Annotated in this window: 19 protein-coding genes and 7 tRNA genes; all 26 read left to right on the forward strand. The window is 32.3% G+C overall.

What is annotated here, in order from left to right; genetic code table 11:
- Positions 1-12 precede the first annotated feature (12 nt).
- On the forward strand, positions 13-678 hold the full coding sequence (locus C4N20_RS06560) for an RraA family protein (protein ID WP_005982399.1): 666 nt from the start codon (positions 13-15) through the stop codon (positions 676-678).
- A 5-nt stretch (positions 679-683) separates the two neighbouring features.
- The gene (locus C4N20_RS06565) at positions 684-1,442 is read left to right on the forward strand and encodes an AraC family transcriptional regulator (protein WP_005982401.1); all 759 of its coding nucleotides are present in this window, start codon (positions 684-686) and stop codon (positions 1,440-1,442) included.
- Positions 1,443-1,539: 97 nt separating this feature from the next.
- Positions 1,540-2,976 (forward strand): 6-phospho-beta-glucosidase, encoded by a 1,437-nt coding sequence (locus C4N20_RS06570; RefSeq protein WP_005982403.1) that lies wholly within the window; start codon positions 1,540-1,542, stop codon positions 2,974-2,976.
- A 383-nt stretch (positions 2,977-3,359) separates the two neighbouring features.
- Positions 3,360-5,261, forward strand: coding sequence for a transporter substrate-binding domain-containing diguanylate cyclase (locus C4N20_RS06575; RefSeq protein WP_005982405.1), 1,902 nt, complete (start codon positions 3,360-3,362; stop codon positions 5,259-5,261).
- Between the two features lie 306 nt (positions 5,262-5,567).
- Positions 5,568-5,643 (forward strand) — tRNA-Val (locus tag C4N20_RS06580).
- A gap of 7 nt (positions 5,644-5,650) precedes the next feature.
- Positions 5,651-5,727, forward strand: a tRNA-Asp gene (locus tag C4N20_RS06585).
- Positions 5,728-5,753: 26 nt separating this feature from the next.
- Positions 5,754-5,829, forward strand: a tRNA-Phe gene (locus tag C4N20_RS06590).
- A gap of 15 nt (positions 5,830-5,844) precedes the next feature.
- Positions 5,845-5,918, forward strand: a tRNA-Cys gene (locus C4N20_RS06595).
- Between the two features lie 183 nt (positions 5,919-6,101).
- Positions 6,102-6,467: a hypothetical protein gene (locus C4N20_RS06600; RefSeq protein ID WP_005982407.1), complete on the forward strand. Its 366-nt coding sequence runs from the start codon at positions 6,102-6,104 to the stop codon at positions 6,465-6,467.
- A gap of 1 nt (position 6,468) precedes the next feature.
- On the forward strand, positions 6,469-7,245 hold the full coding sequence (locus C4N20_RS06605) for a putative bifunctional diguanylate cyclase/phosphodiesterase (RefSeq protein ID WP_231940487.1): 777 nt from the start codon (positions 6,469-6,471) through the stop codon (positions 7,243-7,245).
- 91 nt (positions 7,246-7,336) lie between these two features.
- Positions 7,337-8,308, forward strand: coding sequence for a gluconeogenesis factor YvcK family protein (locus C4N20_RS06610; RefSeq protein ID WP_005982411.1), 972 nt, complete (start codon positions 7,337-7,339; stop codon positions 8,306-8,308).
- Positions 8,301-9,149 carry a radical SAM protein gene (locus C4N20_RS06615; RefSeq protein WP_005982414.1) on the forward strand — a complete coding sequence of 283 codons (849 nt, stop codon included), beginning with the start codon at positions 8,301-8,303 and terminating at the stop codon, positions 9,147-9,149. Before C4N20_RS06610 ends, C4N20_RS06615 begins: the two co-directional genes overlap by 8 nt.
- Positions 9,150-9,284: 135 nt before the next feature.
- Positions 9,285-9,360 (forward strand) — tRNA-Thr (locus tag C4N20_RS06620).
- A gap of 8 nt (positions 9,361-9,368) precedes the next feature.
- A tRNA-Glu gene (locus C4N20_RS06625) sits at positions 9,369-9,443 on the forward strand.
- A 19-nt stretch (positions 9,444-9,462) separates the two neighbouring features.
- Positions 9,463-9,547, forward strand: a tRNA-Tyr gene (locus tag C4N20_RS06630).
- A 108-nt stretch (positions 9,548-9,655) separates the two neighbouring features.
- Entirely contained in the window at positions 9,656-10,840 is a 1,185-nt protein-coding gene (gene tuf / locus C4N20_RS06635) for an elongation factor Tu (RefSeq protein ID WP_005979589.1), read from the forward strand.
- Positions 10,841-10,926: 86 nt separating this feature from the next.
- Entirely contained in the window at positions 10,927-12,258 is a 1,332-nt protein-coding gene (locus C4N20_RS06640; RefSeq protein WP_005982419.1) for an APC family permease, read from the forward strand.
- Between the two features lie 217 nt (positions 12,259-12,475).
- A complete protein-coding gene (locus C4N20_RS06645) occupies positions 12,476-12,874 on the forward strand; it encodes a hypothetical protein (protein WP_005982420.1) in 399 nt (132 codons plus the stop codon).
- Positions 12,875-13,083: 209 nt separating this feature from the next.
- Positions 13,084-13,395, forward strand: coding sequence for a 30S ribosomal protein S10 (gene rpsJ / locus C4N20_RS06650; protein ID WP_005950298.1), 312 nt, complete (start codon positions 13,084-13,086; stop codon positions 13,393-13,395).
- Positions 13,396-13,584: 189 nt separating this feature from the next.
- The gene (gene rplC / locus C4N20_RS06655; protein WP_005982421.1) at positions 13,585-14,211 is read left to right on the forward strand and encodes a 50S ribosomal protein L3; all 627 of its coding nucleotides are present in this window, start codon (positions 13,585-13,587) and stop codon (positions 14,209-14,211) included.
- A 30-nt stretch (positions 14,212-14,241) separates the two neighbouring features.
- Positions 14,242-14,874: a 50S ribosomal protein L4 gene (gene rplD, locus C4N20_RS06660; RefSeq protein ID WP_005982422.1), complete on the forward strand. Its 633-nt coding sequence runs from the start codon at positions 14,242-14,244 to the stop codon at positions 14,872-14,874.
- Entirely contained in the window at positions 14,874-15,161 is a 288-nt protein-coding gene (gene rplW / locus C4N20_RS06665; protein WP_005982423.1) for a 50S ribosomal protein L23, read from the forward strand. Before rplD ends, rplW begins: the two co-directional genes overlap by 1 nt.
- A 53-nt stretch (positions 15,162-15,214) precedes the next feature.
- Positions 15,215-16,045, forward strand: coding sequence for a 50S ribosomal protein L2 (rplB, locus tag C4N20_RS06670; protein ID WP_005950305.1), 831 nt, complete (start codon positions 15,215-15,217; stop codon positions 16,043-16,045).
- A 24-nt stretch (positions 16,046-16,069) separates the two neighbouring features.
- Positions 16,070-16,348, forward strand: coding sequence for a 30S ribosomal protein S19 (gene rpsS, locus C4N20_RS06675; RefSeq protein ID WP_005950307.1), 279 nt, complete (start codon positions 16,070-16,072; stop codon positions 16,346-16,348).
- Positions 16,349-16,400: 52 nt separating this feature from the next.
- Positions 16,401-16,733, forward strand: coding sequence for a 50S ribosomal protein L22 (gene rplV / locus C4N20_RS06680; protein ID WP_005982424.1), 333 nt, complete (start codon positions 16,401-16,403; stop codon positions 16,731-16,733).
- Between the two features lie 17 nt (positions 16,734-16,750).
- Positions 16,751-17,407, forward strand: coding sequence for a 30S ribosomal protein S3 (rpsC, locus tag C4N20_RS06685; protein WP_005982425.1), 657 nt, complete (start codon positions 16,751-16,753; stop codon positions 17,405-17,407).
- Position 17,408 lies beyond the last annotated feature (1 nt).

Here is a 17,408-nt window from a genome sequence, read left to right on the forward strand (position 1 = left end):
GGGGGAAATATGATGAAAGAGTGGAATAATGATAAGGAACTTTTTGAGCTTGTAAAGAGAGAGCTTTACACACCAGTAATTGGAGATATATTAGATGGAATGGGGTATTACCATCAAATTCTATTTCCAGAAATACAGCCTGCACTTTTAGATATGAAGATAGCAGGAAGAGCTATGCCAGTAAATATGATAGATGTATATGGAGAGCAAAGTGAGCCTTTTGGAAAATTAACTGAGGCATTGGATCAACTGCAAGAGGGAGATGTATACATAGCTCATGGAGGAAATATGAGATGTGCTTACTGGGGAGAAATACTTACAGCAACAGCTAAAAAAAGAGGAGCAGCAGGGGCTGTAATAAATGGATACCACAGAGATACTAAAATGATGCTTGAACAAAATTTTCCAGTATTCAGTAGAGGAAGATTTGCACAGGATTCATCAGTAAGAACTAAAATAGTTGATTACAGATGTCCTATTGAAATAGGAGCTGTATGGATAAATCCAGGTGATTTAGTAGTTGCAGATATGGATGGAGTACTTATTGTTCCTAAAAATATAGAGGAAGAAGTAATAGTTAAATCATTGGAAAAAGTAAGAGCAGAAAAGAAAGTAAGAGAAGAGATAGAAAATGGAATGTCTAGTACAGATGCATTTAAAAAATATGGAGTATTATAGAATTTATGGATAAAGATAGAAAAGATATGGAAAAAAATATACTTACAGACTATACAGAGGATATCTTTTCTCAAAGAGAAAATGATGAATATCATATATCTATCCGTTATGAAAGAGAACTTATGGATGCTGTAAAATGTGGAGATGTAGAAAGACTGAAAAAGATTTCTCTGAAAAAATATCAGGGAAATGTTGGAAGATTATCAGATGATCCAATAAAAAATTTTAGATATTTTGCAATCTGCTGTGTGACTCTTTTTACTAGGGCAGCTATGGAGGGAGGAGTCTCTCCTGAAAATGCTTTTGCTCTGAGTGATGCTTGTATCAGAAAACTTGATAAAAGTACCACAGAGGAAGAGATACAAAAGAGTATGGACTATGCCAAAGAAAAATTTGGACAATTGGTAAATGAGAGCAACAGCCAGAAAGGGAATAGCAAAATACTGGAAAAGATTAAAAGATACATATTCAAACATCTTCATAAAAAAATAAGTGTAGAAGAAATGGCACGTGAACTTGGAATGAACAAGGAATATCTTTCTCATATTTTTCATAAGCTGGAAGGAAAAACGATTGTGAACTATATTCAGCAGGAAAAAATTAGAGAGGGAGAGAATCTCTTGAAATATTCAGAACATGAAGTAGCAACTATCAGCAGCTATTTAGGATTTAGTTCTCAAAGCTATTTTAATACAGTATTTAAAAAATACACTGGAATGACACCAGCAAAATATAGGGCAGTTCATCAGAGAGAAATTTATTAAAAACAAAGAATATTAAAAAGATGCAAAGAAAATTGAAATATTTCTGCATCTTTTTTTTATATAATAGAAGTATTAATATGAAAAAAGGAGGACTTCTATGAATAAAGGTTTTCAAAAAGATTTTCTATGGGGTGGAGCAGTCGCAGCTCATCAGGTGGAAGGTGGTTATAATAAAGGTGGGAAAGGTATCAGCATAGCAGATGTAATGACAGGAGGAAGTGTATCACATCCTAGAAAAATAACTGATGGAATATTGAAAAATGAATATTATCCAAATCATGAAGCAGTAGATTTTTATGGACATTATAAGGAAGATATAAAACTTTTTGCTGAGATGGGGTTTAAATGTTTTCGTACATCTATAGGCTGGACCAGAATTTTTCCAAAGGGAGATGAAGATGCTCCAAATGAAGAAGGGTTGAAATTTTATGACTCTCTTTTTGATGAACTTTTAAAATATGGAATAGAACCTGTGGTGACACTTTCACACTTTGAAATGCCATATTATCTAGTAAAGAAATATGGAGGGTGGAGAAACCGTAAACTTATAGATTTTTTTGAAAAATACAGCAGAATAGTTTTGGAAAGATACAAAAATAAGGTAAAATACTGGATGACATTTAATGAAATAAATAATCAGACAGATATTTCTAACCCTATTTTTGGTTTTGTAAATTCAGGAGTACTGTATAAAGAGAGAGAAGAGGCAAAAAAGGTAATGTATCAAGCCGCTCATTATGAGTTAGTAGCAAGTGCTAGAGCAGTAAAGGCAGCCAGAGAGATAAATCCAGATTTTCAAATGGGCTGTATGATTGGATTTGTTCCAATGTACCCTTATTCATGTAATCCTGAAGATGTCATGAAAACACAGGAAAAAATGCGTGAAAGATATATTTTTTCAGATGTTCATGTGAGAGGACATTATCCTTCATATATAGAAAAAGAATGGGAAAGAGCAGGATATACTTTAGATATTACAGAAGAAGATAGAGGAATATTGGAACAAGGAACTGTTGATTATATAGGAATAAGTTATTATATGTCAGTAGTTGTAAAAGCTGAAATGGAAAATGCAGAAGAACAATCAGATTATATATTCAGTGGGTTTGTAAAAAATCCATATGTAAAAGCTACTGATTGGGGATGGCAGATAGACCCAGAAGGACTTCGTTATTCTTTAAATCTTCTTTATGAAAGATATGAGAAGCCTATATTTATTGTGGAAAATGGCTTTGGAGCTATGGATAAAATAGAAGAAGACGGAATGATACGTGATAATTATAGAATAGCCTATCTCAAAGCTCATATTGAAGAAATGAAAAAAGCAGTGGTATTAGATGGGGTAAAAGTTATAGGATATACACCATGGGGCTGTCTAGATTGTGTATCATTTACTACTGGAGAAATGAAAAAAAGATATGGGTTTATTTATGTAGATAAAGATAATGAAGGAAGAGAAACTTTAAACAGAAGCAGAAAAGAGTCTTTTTATTGGTATAAAAAAGTTATTGAGTCTAATGGAGAAAAATTATAGAGCAATAAATAAATTAAATTGGTTATTAAAAATAGGAGATAAAAAGTTAGATTAAATTTTATATTTCTGCTTTTAAGGTCTCCTTTTTTTAATAAAGGAAGAAATTTTATGAGTATGCTAAAATAGCTAGTTAGGAGAAATGAAGAATAATTTGAATAAAAAAACTTGCAACGTTCTATTAGATATATTATAATGGAAATGTTCTGTTTTTAAGCTGTAAATTGTTTTTTTTATGTAGGGTAGATATAAAGATATTCATGAAGTAACTAAAAATTAATATAAAATCAGAAAATTTAAATTTAGAAGACTGTGAAGATATAGCAAGGGAGATACTGTAAAAAAGAGAATATTATATAAGATTATAGTATTTTTGGGGGAGGAGTGTGAAGAGAATAGATTTTTTAAAGAAAAAAATATTTTTTGGAGTTATTCCAATTTTTATTATATTATTTGCTTTGCTTTTCATTTTAATGAAGACATTTATTTTAGAAAAACCAGTTAATAATAAAATAATTGCTAAAAATATTTTTAAAAGAACAATGATAGTAGTTGCAGATATTGATTATGAACCTTATTCTTTTATAAGCGAACAGGGGTGTCCTTCAGGACATGATATTGAATTGGTAAATGCTCTTGCTAATAAAATGGAGTATAATTTAGAGATTAGATTAATGAAATGGAAAGATTGCATTGAAACAGTAATTGCTGGAAGAGCAGATATGATTCTTGGGTTAGATTATAAACCAAAAGATTTTCCAGAATTAGCTTTGTCAGCTGCTATATCAAGTGATCCTTTTGTTTGTTTTGGAAAAAAACATTATAAATCTATTCATGAACTTCATGAGAAAAAATTAGCATCCCTTGAAAATAGTGGATGTAAATCAGAATTTTTAGAGCCATATGAATTAGTAGAGAATACAAAAGAGTATGGAACTTATACAGAAGTATTACAATCAGTTATTTCTGGAGAAAATGATTATGCTCTTGTAAGATATTCAGTAGGAAGACGCATACTGGCAAAACAGGGAATTCACTCTGTCTCAGCAGTAGGACCTAAGATGACAAATACTTCTATGTGTATAGGAGTTAGTAGGAAAAGTTCGATTTCTATTGAAGAGGTTAATAAAAATTTAAGGGAATTGATGCATAATGGAGTTGTAGAGGAACTATCAAAAAAATGGTTAGGTCATTATGTAGAGCTTATTGAATTTAAAGATTTTATAAAAGAATATTGGTATATAGGTTTTATAGCTGTGAGTTTGATATTGCTTTATTTAGCATTTTCTATGCTGTATTTCTACAGAAAAAAATCTGAAATAATACTGAATAAAAATGAAAGTATGAAAAGAGTTCAAGAGTATCAGAATTTTATGATTGATGCAACTCAGGGATTGTATGAAAATATTTATGAGCTTGATATAACTCATAACTGTGCTGGTAGTGATGAAACAAAAAGATATTTTGAACGTCTGGGAATGTCTGGAGATATTTCTTACGATGAAGCTTTATCTGAAATTGCAAGGCAACAGATAAAGGATGAGTTTGTACAAGGATATCTGGATACCTTTAATACTAAAAATGTAATAAAATCATTTAAAGAAGGGATCAATAATCTATCATATGATTTTATGATTACTGCAAATGGAAAAGATTATTATTGGCTTAGGATTTCAGCACGTATTTTTTATTGGAAATATGATAACTCTGTTCGTATGCTTACTTTTAGAGAAAATATTGATAAGAGAAAGAGAATGGAATTTGAAGCAAAGATGGATGTTTTAACAGGACTTTATAATAAAAAATCATTAGAAGCTCTTATTAAAAAAAGACTTAAAGATGAAAGAAATGAGAATAAAGAGTGTGCTTTTATTATTATTGATGTGGATCATTTTAAGTTAGCTAATGATTATTGGGGACATGCTTTTGGAGATAAAGTGCTTTTAAAGATAGCTGAAAAAATTAAAAATTACTTTAGAAATACAGATATTTTAGGGCGTTTTGGTGGAGATGAATTTGTGGTATTTGTTCAAGATTTTTCTTCTGCTGAATGGCTTAAAAGAAAATTGAATGGATTAAATGAAATTTTAATTGAAGAACTCAAGTCAGAAGGGAAGACTTGTAAAATATCAGCTAGTATAGGAGCAGCGGTCTATCCTAAAACAGCAGCTTTATATGAAAATATGTTTGAAAAAGCTGATAAGGAACTCTACAAAGTTAAACGTAGTGGAAGAAATGGTAACAGTATTTTTATCTATAAAGAAAAAGAAAAGCAAGAGATAATTTAAGGTAGGAAATATAAAAGCAGCATAGTTGATTTCAATTATGCTGCTTTTGATTTTATAAGATAAAAGATATTGAAAATTAATAAGTAAGGGGTTGGAATTAGACCAGCAATATCAAGGGTTAGTAAAAGAATTGCCAAATTATAGGTAAATTCAGAGGAAAAAATATATTTTTTTATAAAATGAAGATAATAGAAGGATTTTATCCAAATAACAAAATAATTCAATATAATAAGGAATAAAGTCTAATAATTCAAATTGCTTTATTGAATAAAATGAGGTATTATAATTAAGCACAGTTAAAGAAATGGTCGCATAGCTCAGTTGGGAGAGCACCTGCCTTACAAGCAGGGGGTCATAGGTTCAAGTCCTATTGTGACCACCATTATGCTGGGGGTGTAGCTCAGTTGGTTAGAGCGCCTGCCTGTCACGCAGGAGGTCGCGAGTTCGACCCTCGTCACTCCCGCCATTTTTATTTCTTACTGACTGTTAGATGCCCAGATAGCTCAGTCGGTAGAGCAGGGGACTGAAAATCCCCGTGTCGGTGGTTCGATTCCGCCTCTGGGCACCACTAAAATTTTATAACGGCGACGTCGCCAAGCGGTAAGGCAGAGGTCTGCAAAATCTCCACCACCAGTTCAAATCTGGTCGTCGCCTCCAAGTGAGGATAAAAGCAATCATAAATTGGTTGCTTTTTTTTATGTTTAAAAAAATAAAATTAGCTTTCTAAAATTCTTTCTGCTTTAAAATTAAGATTAAAGATATTTTTTGTCAATTAAAAAAAATTTTGATATAATTGAGTGAGAAAATAATAGAATATTTAATCGAACATGGAGGGGGATTTTGAAAGTAAAGGCTGAAACACTCTTATTTTTGAGTATTAAAAAAATAATTTTAGGAGTGGCTGTATTAATAATTGCAATAGGAGCAACTGCAATTAAATATAATAGAAATGCTGTAAATCAAGAGATTAGAAGGTATCTTTATGAATTATCTGTACAAGCAAAGGGAAAAGTTGATACTAGAATCATTTCGAATTTTACAATACTGGATACTATATCTAAGGATGTAAAAGAGAAACAACTTACAGTTGAAGAAATTGATAATTATGTTAAATATTTAGGATATGCTTACCCTTTTAATTGGATTGGGTATAGCGACAGTAAAGGAAATATTAAAATATCTAAAAGAAAAAAATATAGAAGATAATATGGAGCATGCACTGGAAAATAATGAGTTTATAGTATATTTTCAGCCAAAAGTTGAGTTAAAAACTAATAAAATAGCTGGAGCAGAAGCTTTAGTGCGTTGGCAAGATCCTAAAAAAGGATTGATTCCACCAGATGAGTTTATTCCAATATTTGAAAAAAATGGATTTATAACAAAATTAGATATATATGTTTTTGAAGAAGTGTGTAAGACTATAAGAAAATGGTTAAATGAAGGAATTAATCCTATTCCTGTTTCTGTTAATTTATCTCGAATGCATTTACAAAACCCTAATTTTTTAAAAAAATATAAAGAAATTCAGGAGAAATATGAGGTTCCTGCTGATCTTTTGGAAATAGAATTAACAGAAACCTTAGTATTTGAAAACTTTGAACAACTAAAAAAGGTTATTGATGATATACACCAAATGGGATTCAGCTGTTCTATAGATGATTTTGGGAGCGGGTATTCTTCTCTGAATCTACTTAAAGAAATACCAGTAGATATTTTAAAACTAGATAGGATATTTTTCAGCAAAAAAAATGATAAAAGAGGAAATAGTGTCATAGAATCCATTATTTCATTAGCTAAAAAATTAAATATGACAACAATATCTGAAGGGGTTGAAACAATATCACAAGTAGAATTTTTAAGGAAAGCAGATTGTGATTTGGTTCAAGGATATGTATATTCAAAACCCTTAGCTAAAGATGATTTTGAAATAACTTTCTTAAAAAATGAGAATATACAGGTGAAAAAATATAAAGAAAAAAAATAAGAAAATAAAGAGAAAGCAGTCTAAATAATTAGGTTGCTTTTTTTTTATTTTCGAGGGATAATTAACTAAGAAACAGTGGGAGGTACTTGATATGGATAAGAAACCCAAAGTTGTTGTTATAGGAGGAGGAAGTGGTATTTCAGTAGTATTAAGAGGATTGAAATATCTTCCAGTAGATTTGACAGCTATAGTGACTGTGGCAGATGATGGAGGAAGTAGTGGACTTTTGAGAAAAGAGTTTGATGTTCCTGCTCCTGGAGATCTTAGAAATGTAATGGTAGCATTAAGTGATGTAGAACCTTTGATAGAAGAGGTGTTTCAATATAGATTTAAAAAAGATAGTTTTTTAGGTGGACATCCATTAGGAAATCTTCTGATAATAGCGATGAAGGAACTTACAGGAGATATAAGAAGTGCTGTAGATAATCTCAGAAAACTATTTAATATAAAAGGAAAAATTCTTCCAGCAACAAGTGAGAAAGTTGTTCTTATGGCTGAAAAAGAAGATGGAAAGATAATAGAGGGAGAATCAAATATTCCAGTTTTAGGAGAAAAAATAAAAAGAGTATTTTATAAAGAATCAGTGGAAGCCCCAAAAGAGAATCTCGAGGCTTTGGAAGATGCTGATCTTGTAATATTTGGAATAGGAAGTCTTTATACGAGCATAATACCTAATCTTCTTTTAAATGGAATAAAAGAAAGTTTGAAGAAATGTAAAGGGAAGAGAGTATATATATGTAATGCTATGCAGCAACCAGGAGAAACAGAAGGTTATACAGTGTCAGATCATATAAAGGCTATAAATAAAAATGTTGAGGAAGGGATAATTGATGAAGTTATTGTAGATTCTAGAGAAATTCCAAAGGAAATCCTTGAAAGATATAGAATGATGAATAGTGACAGAGTAATACTGGATAGGGATGAATTGGAAGAGTGCAAGATAAAAGTGATAGATAGAGATATTCTTGAAATAGATTCTAAAGGGATGGTAAGACATCATCCATATAAACTTGCAGCAACTATTTATTCTTTAATTGAAAATTGGGAGGAATTCTATGTATAAACATGTTTTTGGACCAGTGCCATCAAGAAGATTAGGAATATCTTTGGGAGTGGACTTGGTAAAACCTAAAAGCTGTAATATGAACTGTGTATTTTGTGAATGTGGAGCAACTCCAAAACTTGCAGAGAAAAGAGAAAGCTTTAAAGACATAAGAGAAGTGGAAAATGAGATAAGATCAGTTCTAAAAGATGTTAAACCTGATTATATAACATTTTCAGGAAATGGTGAACCAACTCTTAGTAAAGATCTAGGAAAGATAATTAACTGGATAAAAGATAATACAGATGTGAAAGTATGTCTAATAACTAACAGTCTTCTTTTAAATGATGATGAAGTTATAAAGGAAGTACAAAGAGCAGACCTTATAATTCCTACATTAAATAGTGTGGATGATGAAATATTTCATAAAATAAACAGGCCTTCAAATAATATCCATATATCTATGCTTATGTCTGGATTAAAAAAACTTTCTGCTGTATATAATGGAAAAGTTTATTTAGAAACTTTTATAATAGAAGGTTTAAATGATGGAGAAGACCATATTAAAAGAATGGCTGCATTTCTAAAAACTATAAAATTTACTAAATTACAGCTTAATTCATTAGCAAGAAGAGGAGCTGAAAACTGGGTGAAACCTGCATCTATAGAAGCTCTTAATAATGTAAAAAGGCTATTTGCAGAAAATGGAATTGAAAATGTAGAAATAGTAAAAGAACTTTCAGAAAGAAAAGAAAAAATTGAAATGGAAGAAGATTTGATAGAAAATATGAAATCAATAAGAGAATATAGTGAAGAAGAAATGAAAAAAATTTTTAAAACTAAAGATAATGAAAAGCATTGAAAATATTAAGGTTGTAGCGGTCTTTGAAAAAAAATAAAAAAAATAAGAAAAAAAAGTTTGACAAAAAATGAAAAATATTGTAATATAACAAATGTCCGAGAGAACAAGAAGGACACAAAAACAATGATATGAAATGCCGCTTTAGCTCATCTGGTAGAGCAACTGACTTGTAATCAGTAGGTGATTGGTTCGATTCCGATAAGCGGCACCATATATGATGCCCCGTTCGTTCAGTGGTAAGGACATCAGATTTTCACTCTGGCAACAGGGGTTCGATTCCCCTACGGGGTACCACTACAACAATATAATAATCGGTGAGGTTCCCGAGCGGCCAAAGGGATCAGACTGTAAATCTGACGGCTCTGCCTTCGAAGGTTCGAATCCTTCCCTCACCACCATTATTACTACACTAGAATGCAAAAGCATATTGTGTGGATTTTTTTTTAAATAAGTAAGGCAATATAAACTTAAAATAATAAATGAGATATTTCGGAGGTAAGAAAAGGATGGCTAAAGAGAAATTCGAAAGAAGCAAACCCCATGTAAACATTGGAACAATTGGACACGTTGACCACGGAAAAACAACTACAACAGCAGCTATTTCTAAAGTTTTATCAGACTTAGGACTAGCTAAAAAAGTTGATTTTGATAAAATTGACGTAGCTCCAGAAGAAAGAGAAAGAGGAATCACTATCAATACATCTCATATTGAGTATGAAACTGTAAAAAGACACTATGCTCACGTTGACTGTCCAGGACATGCTGACTACGTAAAAAACATGATCACAGGAGCAGCTCAAATGGATGGAGCTATCTTAGTTGTATCAGCAGCAGATGGACCTATGCCACAAACAAGAGAACACATTCTACTATCTAGACAGGTTGGAGTACCTTACATAGTAGTATATTTAAATAAAGCAGATATGGTAGACGATCCAGAATTACTAGAACTAGTAGAAATGGAAGTAAGAGAATTATTAACAGAATATGGATTCCCAGGAGATGATATTCCAGTAGTAACAGGATCATCACTAGGAGCACTAAATGGAGAGCAAAAATGGGTAGATCAAATTATGGCGCTAATGAACGCAGTAGATGAGTATATCCCAACTCCAGAAAGAGCAGTAGACCAACCATTCTTGATGCCAATAGAAGACGTGTTCACAATAACAGGAAGAGGAACAGTTGTAACTGGTAGAGTAGAAAGAGGAATAGTAAAAGTAGGAGAAGAATTAGAAATAATTGGAATCAAACCTACATCAAAAACAACATGTACAGGAGTAGAAATGTTTAGAAAACTTCTTGATCAAGGTCAAGCAGGAGATAACATTGGAGCTCTATTAAGAGGAACTAAAAAAGAAGACGTAGAAAGAGGACAAGTACTAGCAAAACCAGGATCAATCCTACCACATACAGGATTCAGATCAGAAGTATACGTACTAACTAAAGAAGAGGGAGGAAGACATACTCCATTCTTCTCAGGATACAGACCACAATTCTACTTCAGAACTACAGATATAACAGGAGCAGTAACATTACCTGAGGGAGTAGAAATGGTAATGCCAGGAGACAACATTGAGATGAGAGTAGAATTAATACACCCAATCGCAATGGAAACTGGATTAAGATTCGCCATCAGAGAGGGTGGAAGAACAGTAGCTTCTGGAGTAGTTGCTGAAATTACTAAATAATAGTTAGCTAAATCCAAAAATCAAAATATTGAGATCAGCTTTGTGCTGGTCTCTTTTTTTACAGAAATTGAAAGGAAGAAAGCTTGATGGAAAAAAGAGAATATGGATTATTTACTGCTATTGCAATGATAGTAGGCATAGTTATAGGTTCGGGTATATTTTTTAAAAGTGATAATATTCTTATATATACTGGTGGAAGTATAATAAAGGGAGTATTAGTGTTTTCAATAGCAGCAGTTGGAATAATATTTGGAAGTCTTTCTATAAGTATATTGGCTTCTAAAACAACAAAAGCAGGAGGGCTTATAACCTATGCTGATGAATATTCAGGAAGGAAGACAGCGTGTGCTTTTGGATGGTTTCAGGTTTTTATATATTATCCATCTTTAGTAGGAGTACTTTCATGGGTAGCAGCAGTGTATGTATGTATGCTTTTTAATATACCAAATACTTCAGAAATTCTTGGCATGATAGGAGCTTTAGCGGCAGCCTTTTGTTTTGTAATGAATATTTTATCATCGGCTATGGGAGGATATTTTCAAAATACTTCTACAATAATAAAGATGATTCCTTTAGGAGCTATAGCGATAGCTGGATTTCTCTATGGAGATCCTCATATGGTGACAACAGCAGAAAAAACAATGGAAATAACATCTTCTGCAACATGGTTGGCAGCTCTGGCACCAGTAGCATTTTCATATGATGGATGGGTAGTTTCCACTTCTATAGCTCATGAATTGAAAAACTCTAAAAGAAATCTTCCTCTTGCATTGACAATAGGGCCAATATTTGTTCTTGTAGCTTATATATTATATTTTGTAGGAATAAGTATAATGGTAGGTCCTGAAAATATAATGAAACAGGGAGATAATCATGTAAATATTGCAGCTATTAAAATTTTTGGAGCAAATGGAGCTAAGATAGTGCTGACGTTTATAGTTATATCAGTAATGGGCACTCTTAATGGTTTTATATTAGGCTTCATACGTCTGCCTTATTCTTTGGCATTGAGAGAGATGCTTCCAATGTCAGAGAAACTTAAAATAGTAAGTAAAAAAACTAACACTCCAGTGTATTCAGCAGGAATTGCAATAATAGTTAGTATTATTTGGAGTTGGATAAATTATATGGTCCAGAAAAACAATCTAATTCCTAATTCAGATGTGTCTGAAATTCCTATAGTAGCAAGTTATATTATATACATAATACTTTATGTCCATGTGATAAAGCTTTATAGAAAAGGTGAAGTGCAAGGGATTGTAAAAGGCGTAATAATACCTATATTAGCAATGATAGGCTCAGCCATTATTATAATAGGTGGATTGCAAAATCCTCGTACATTGATATATATAGGAATATGTGTGGCAGTTATAATAGGAGCTTTAATATTTTTAAGGAAAAAAGATAAAATGATATAAAAATATAAAAAAGAGATAAAGTTAAAATTTATTTTTTGATAAATGTCTCTTTTTTTTATGAAAAATTAAATCTAATATTGAAAAAAGTTAAGCTTTAAGATGGAAAAAAATAAAAAATGAAAGTAACTATTTTAAATATTACATAGATTTAGTAAAAAGTCTTTTGGATATGGTAAAATAGGATGTTACTAAAAATAGAGATACTAGGAGGAAAAAGATGAAAAAACCACTTTTAATGAGAGGAATTGGATTAATAATTGTAATAGCAGCAGTTTTAAAACTTTTAGCAGGAATAACGATTATGCTTTTTCCACTAAATATGGAGGATATTCCTGAAATAAATTTATATGGAAGGGTAATATTTTCATTGGAATATATACTAGGAAGTCTTCTATATATTATAGCAGGAGTATTTTTAATTTTAGGAAAGAAAAGAGCAAGAGAAATGTTTCTTTTTAGCATCATATTTTCTCTTGTAGTGACTCTTCTTCCGGGAATGATAATAACTATAGAAGAGATGGTAGTTTTTACTATATTTTTCATATTGCTTTGTATAGTTAAAAGTGTAAAAGAATATTTTCAAAAATTTAATATAAAATATGAAAAAAGAGGATAGATTTTTTAAAAAAGATGTTTTTGAAGCAGAAATTTTCTGGGGAAAAATATCATGAAATTACCAATTGAACTTGTGTTAAGAAAAATATAAAAAAATATTTAAAAAATTAAAAAAAAGCTTTGCTTTTTCTTATAACTGTGATATAATCCTTAGAGTGTATAAGGATATTTGATCCTTAAAGATGATTTTGAAGGAGGTGTAAAGAATAGATGGCTTCTAACAAATTAAGAATCTACTTAAAGGCTTATGACCACACTTTATTAGATCAATCAGCTAAAAGAATAGCGGAGGTTGCTAAAAAGTCTGGAGCAGAGATTGCAGGACCTATGCCATTACCTACTAAAATTAAAAAGTACACTGTTTTAAGATCAGTGCATGTAAACAAGGATTCAAGAGAACAATTTGAAATGAGAGTACACAGAAGAATGGTAGAAATTAATAATTCTACACAAAAGACAATCGCTTCGTTAACAGCAGTTAACTTGCCAGCTGGTGTCGGAATAGAAATCAAACAAATCTAATGATTGATGGTTTCTTCAAAAAGCACTCACGGTTTTAATTCGGGTAATTTGATTGTGCTTGATAAGATGGTTATCGAAATCCAAATTATCCTTACAGAATAATACAAGTTGACGCTTTTTTTAAAGCTAGACAGTAGAACCACGAGGTCAAGTTGTCAACCAATATATTATTTGATGGAGGTAAAAACAATGTCAGGAATTTTAGCAAAGAAAATTGGAATGACTCAAATATTTGAGGATGGAAAATTCATTCCAGTAACAGTTGTTGAAGCTGGTCCTAACTATGTTCTTCAAAAGAAGACTGTAGAAAACGACGGATATACAGCTTTACAATTAGGATTTGATGAAAAAAAGGAAAAAAACACTACTAAACCAATTATGGGAATCTTCAAAAAAGCAGGAGTTAACCCTCAAAGATTTGTAAAAGAATTAAGAGTGGATTCTGTTGAAGGTTTTGAACTTGGACAAGAGATCAAAGCTGATGTCTTAGCTGAAGTAGAGTACGTAGATATTACTGGTACTTCAAAAGGTAAAGGAACAGCTGGGGTTATGAAAAGACATAATTTCGCTGGAAACAGAGCGTCTCACGGGGTTTCTAGAAACCACAGACTTGGAGGTTCTATCGGAATGTCATCTTGGCCAGGAAAAGTTCTTAGAGGTAAGAAAATGGCTGGACAATACGGAAATGCAACTGTAACTGTTCAAAACTTAAAAGTAGTGAAAGTAGATGTTGAAAACAATCTACTATTGATCAAAGGTGCAGTACCTGGATCAAAAAACAGTTATATAGTAGTTAAACCAGCAGTAAAAAAATAATAGGTTAGTAGATGTGGAAGGAGGAAAATAATGGCAGTTTTAAACATATATGACTTGACAGGAACTCAAACTGGAACTGTTGAAGTTAAAGATACAGTGTTTGGGATTGAACCTAATCAAGCAGTACTTCATGAAGTATTGACTGCAGAATTAGCAGCTGCTAGACAAGGAACTGCAGCTACTAAGACTAGAGCAATGGTTAGAGGAGGGGGAAGAAAACCTTTCAAACAAAAAGGAACTGGTAGAGCAAGACAAGGTACTATCAGAGCTCCACATATGGTAGGAGGAGGAGTTACATTTGGTCCTCACCCAAGATCATATGAGAAAAAAGTTAACAAAAAAGTAAGAAACCTAGCTCTAAGATCAGCTTTATCAGCTAAAGTAGCTAACGGAGATATCCTTGTACTTGATGGTACAATTGATACACCAAAAACAAAAACAATAATAGCTTTAACAAATGCAGTAAATGCAACTACAAAGCAATTATTCGTAGTAAACGATCTTGCTGAACAAGCAGATTACAACTTATACTTATCAGTAAGAAACCTTGAAAATGCAGTTGTATTACAACCAAATGAAATTGGTGTATACTGGCTTCTAAAACAAGAAAAAGTAATTCTTACTAAAGAGGCACTAACTACAATAGAGGAGGTGCTTGGATAATGACATCATACGATATAGTAAAGAAACCTGTAATAACTGAGAAAACTGAAACACTTAGAAGAGAGTACAACAAGTACACTTTCGAAGTGAGCCCAAAAGCTAACAAGATTCAAATCAAAAAGGCAATTGAGGAATTATTTAATGTAAAGGTTGAAACAGTATCAACTCTTAACAGTAAACCTGTTACTAAAAGACACGGAATGAAACTTTACAAAACTCAAGCTAAAAAGAAGGCAATCGTTAAATTAGCTCAAGGAAATACAATAACTTACTTTAAAGAAGTATAAAAACTGTAAAACGGCTAAAGATATATATAGGTCTAAACGGAGGTTAAGCAAAAATGGCTATTAGAAAAATGAAAGCAATGACTAATGGAACAAGACACATGTCTAGATTAGTCAATGAAGATTTAGATAATGTAAGACCTGAAAAGTCTTTAACTGTACCTTTAAAATCTGCTTATGGTAGAGACAACTATGGACACAGAACTTGTAGAGACAGACAAAAAGGACACAAAAGACTTTACAGAATTATCGACTTCAAAAGAAACAAACTTGATGTACCTGCTAGAGTAGAATCTATCGAGTACGATCCAAACAGAACTGCTAATATTGCTCTTCTATTCTATGTAGATGGAGAGAAAAGATATATACTAGCACCTAAAGGATTGAAAAAGGGCGACATGGTTATGGCAGGATCTCAAGCTGAGATTAAACCAGGAAACGCACTAAAAATAAAAGACATGCCAGTAGGGGTTCAAATTCATAATATTGAACTACAAAGAGGAAAGGGTGGACAATTAGTAAGATCCGCAGGAACAGCAGCAAGACTTGTTGCTAAAGAAGGAACTTACTGTCACATAGAGTTACCATCAGGTGAACTAAGATTAATTCACGGTGAATGTATGGCAACTATCGGAGAAGTAGGAAATTCTGAACATAGCTTAGTTCAAATCGGTAAAGCTGGAAGAAACAGAAATATGGGTAAAAGACCTCATGTAAGAGGATCTGTAATGAACCCTGTTGATCACCCTCATGGAGGAGGAGAAGGTAAGAATCCAGTAGGTAGAAAAGCTCCTTTAACACCTTGGGGTAAACCTGCAATGGGTGTTAAAACTAGAGGTAAGAAAACTACAGATAAATTTATCGTAAGAAGAAGAAACGATAAATAATTTTCGAGAGGAGGTTAATAGGTAATGGCTAGATCATTAAAAAAAGGACCTTTCTGTGACCACCACTTAATGAAGAAAGTTGAAGATGCAGTAGCAACTGAAAACTTGAAAGCAGTAATTAAAACTTGGTCAAGAAGATCGACTATATTCCCTAATTTCATTGGAATCACTTTTGGTGTGTACAATGGTAAAAAGCACATACCTGTTCATGTAACTGAGCAAATGGTTGGACACAAACTAGGTGAGTTTGCACCAACTAGAACTTACTACGGACACGGTGTGGATAAAAAGAAGAAAAAATAATAATATAAAATACTAAATTTTATTGATGTATGATATAAAGGAGGTTGGACTAGTGGAAGCTAGAGCAATAACTAGATTCGTAAGATTGTCTCCTAGAAAAGCTAGGTTAGTAGCTGACTTAGTAAGAGGAAAATCAGCGCTAGAAGCATTAGATATTCTAGAGTTTACAAACAAAAAAGCAGCTAGAATAATAAAGAAAACATTAGCATCAGCTGTTGCTAATGCAACTAACAACTTCAAGATGGATGAAGATAAGTTAGTAGTTTCAACAATAATGATCAATGATGGACCAGCTCTTAAAAGAATAATGCCTAGAGCTATGGGAAGAGCGGATATAATCAGAAAACCAACAGCTCACATTGTAGTGGCAGTTTCTGAAAAGTAGTTTAAGGAGGTAAGACTGTGGGACAAAAAGTAGACCCTAGAGGACTAAGATTAGGAATAACAAGATCTTGGGATTCTAACTGGTATGCAGATAAGAAGGAATACGCTAAGTACTTCCATGAAGATGTAAAAATCAGAGAACTTATCAAGAAGAACTACTTCCATGCAGGGATATCGAAGGTAAAGATCGAAAGAACTTCTCCTTCTAATGTAGTTGTTCTTGTTTATACTGCAAAAGCAGGTATAATCATAGGAAGAAAAGGTGCTGAGATAGATAATCTTAGAGTATCACTTGAGAAATTAACTGGTAAAAAAGTAACAGTTAAAGTTCAAGAAGTAAAAGAATTCAATAAAGATGCTGTACTTGTTGCAGAAAACATTGCTACTTCAATTGAGAAAAGGGTAGCATATAAAAGAGCTGTAAGCCAAGCTATTATGAGAGCTATGAGAGCTGGAGCTAAAGGAATCAAAGTTATGGTTTCTGGAAGACTAAATGGAGCAGAAATTGCCAGAGCTGAATGGGTAGTTGAAGGTAAAGTTCCTTTACATACACTAAGAGCTGATATTGATTATGCAGTAGCAACAGCTCACACTACTTATGGAGCTCTAGGAATTAAAGTATGGGTTTTCCATGGTGAAGTTCTTCCAACTAAAAGGGAAGGAGGAGAAGCGTAGT

The sequence above is a fragment of the Fusobacterium ulcerans genome (assembly GCF_003019675.1).
GTDB lineage: Bacteria > Fusobacteriota > Fusobacteriia > Fusobacteriales > Fusobacteriaceae > Fusobacterium_A > Fusobacterium_A ulcerans.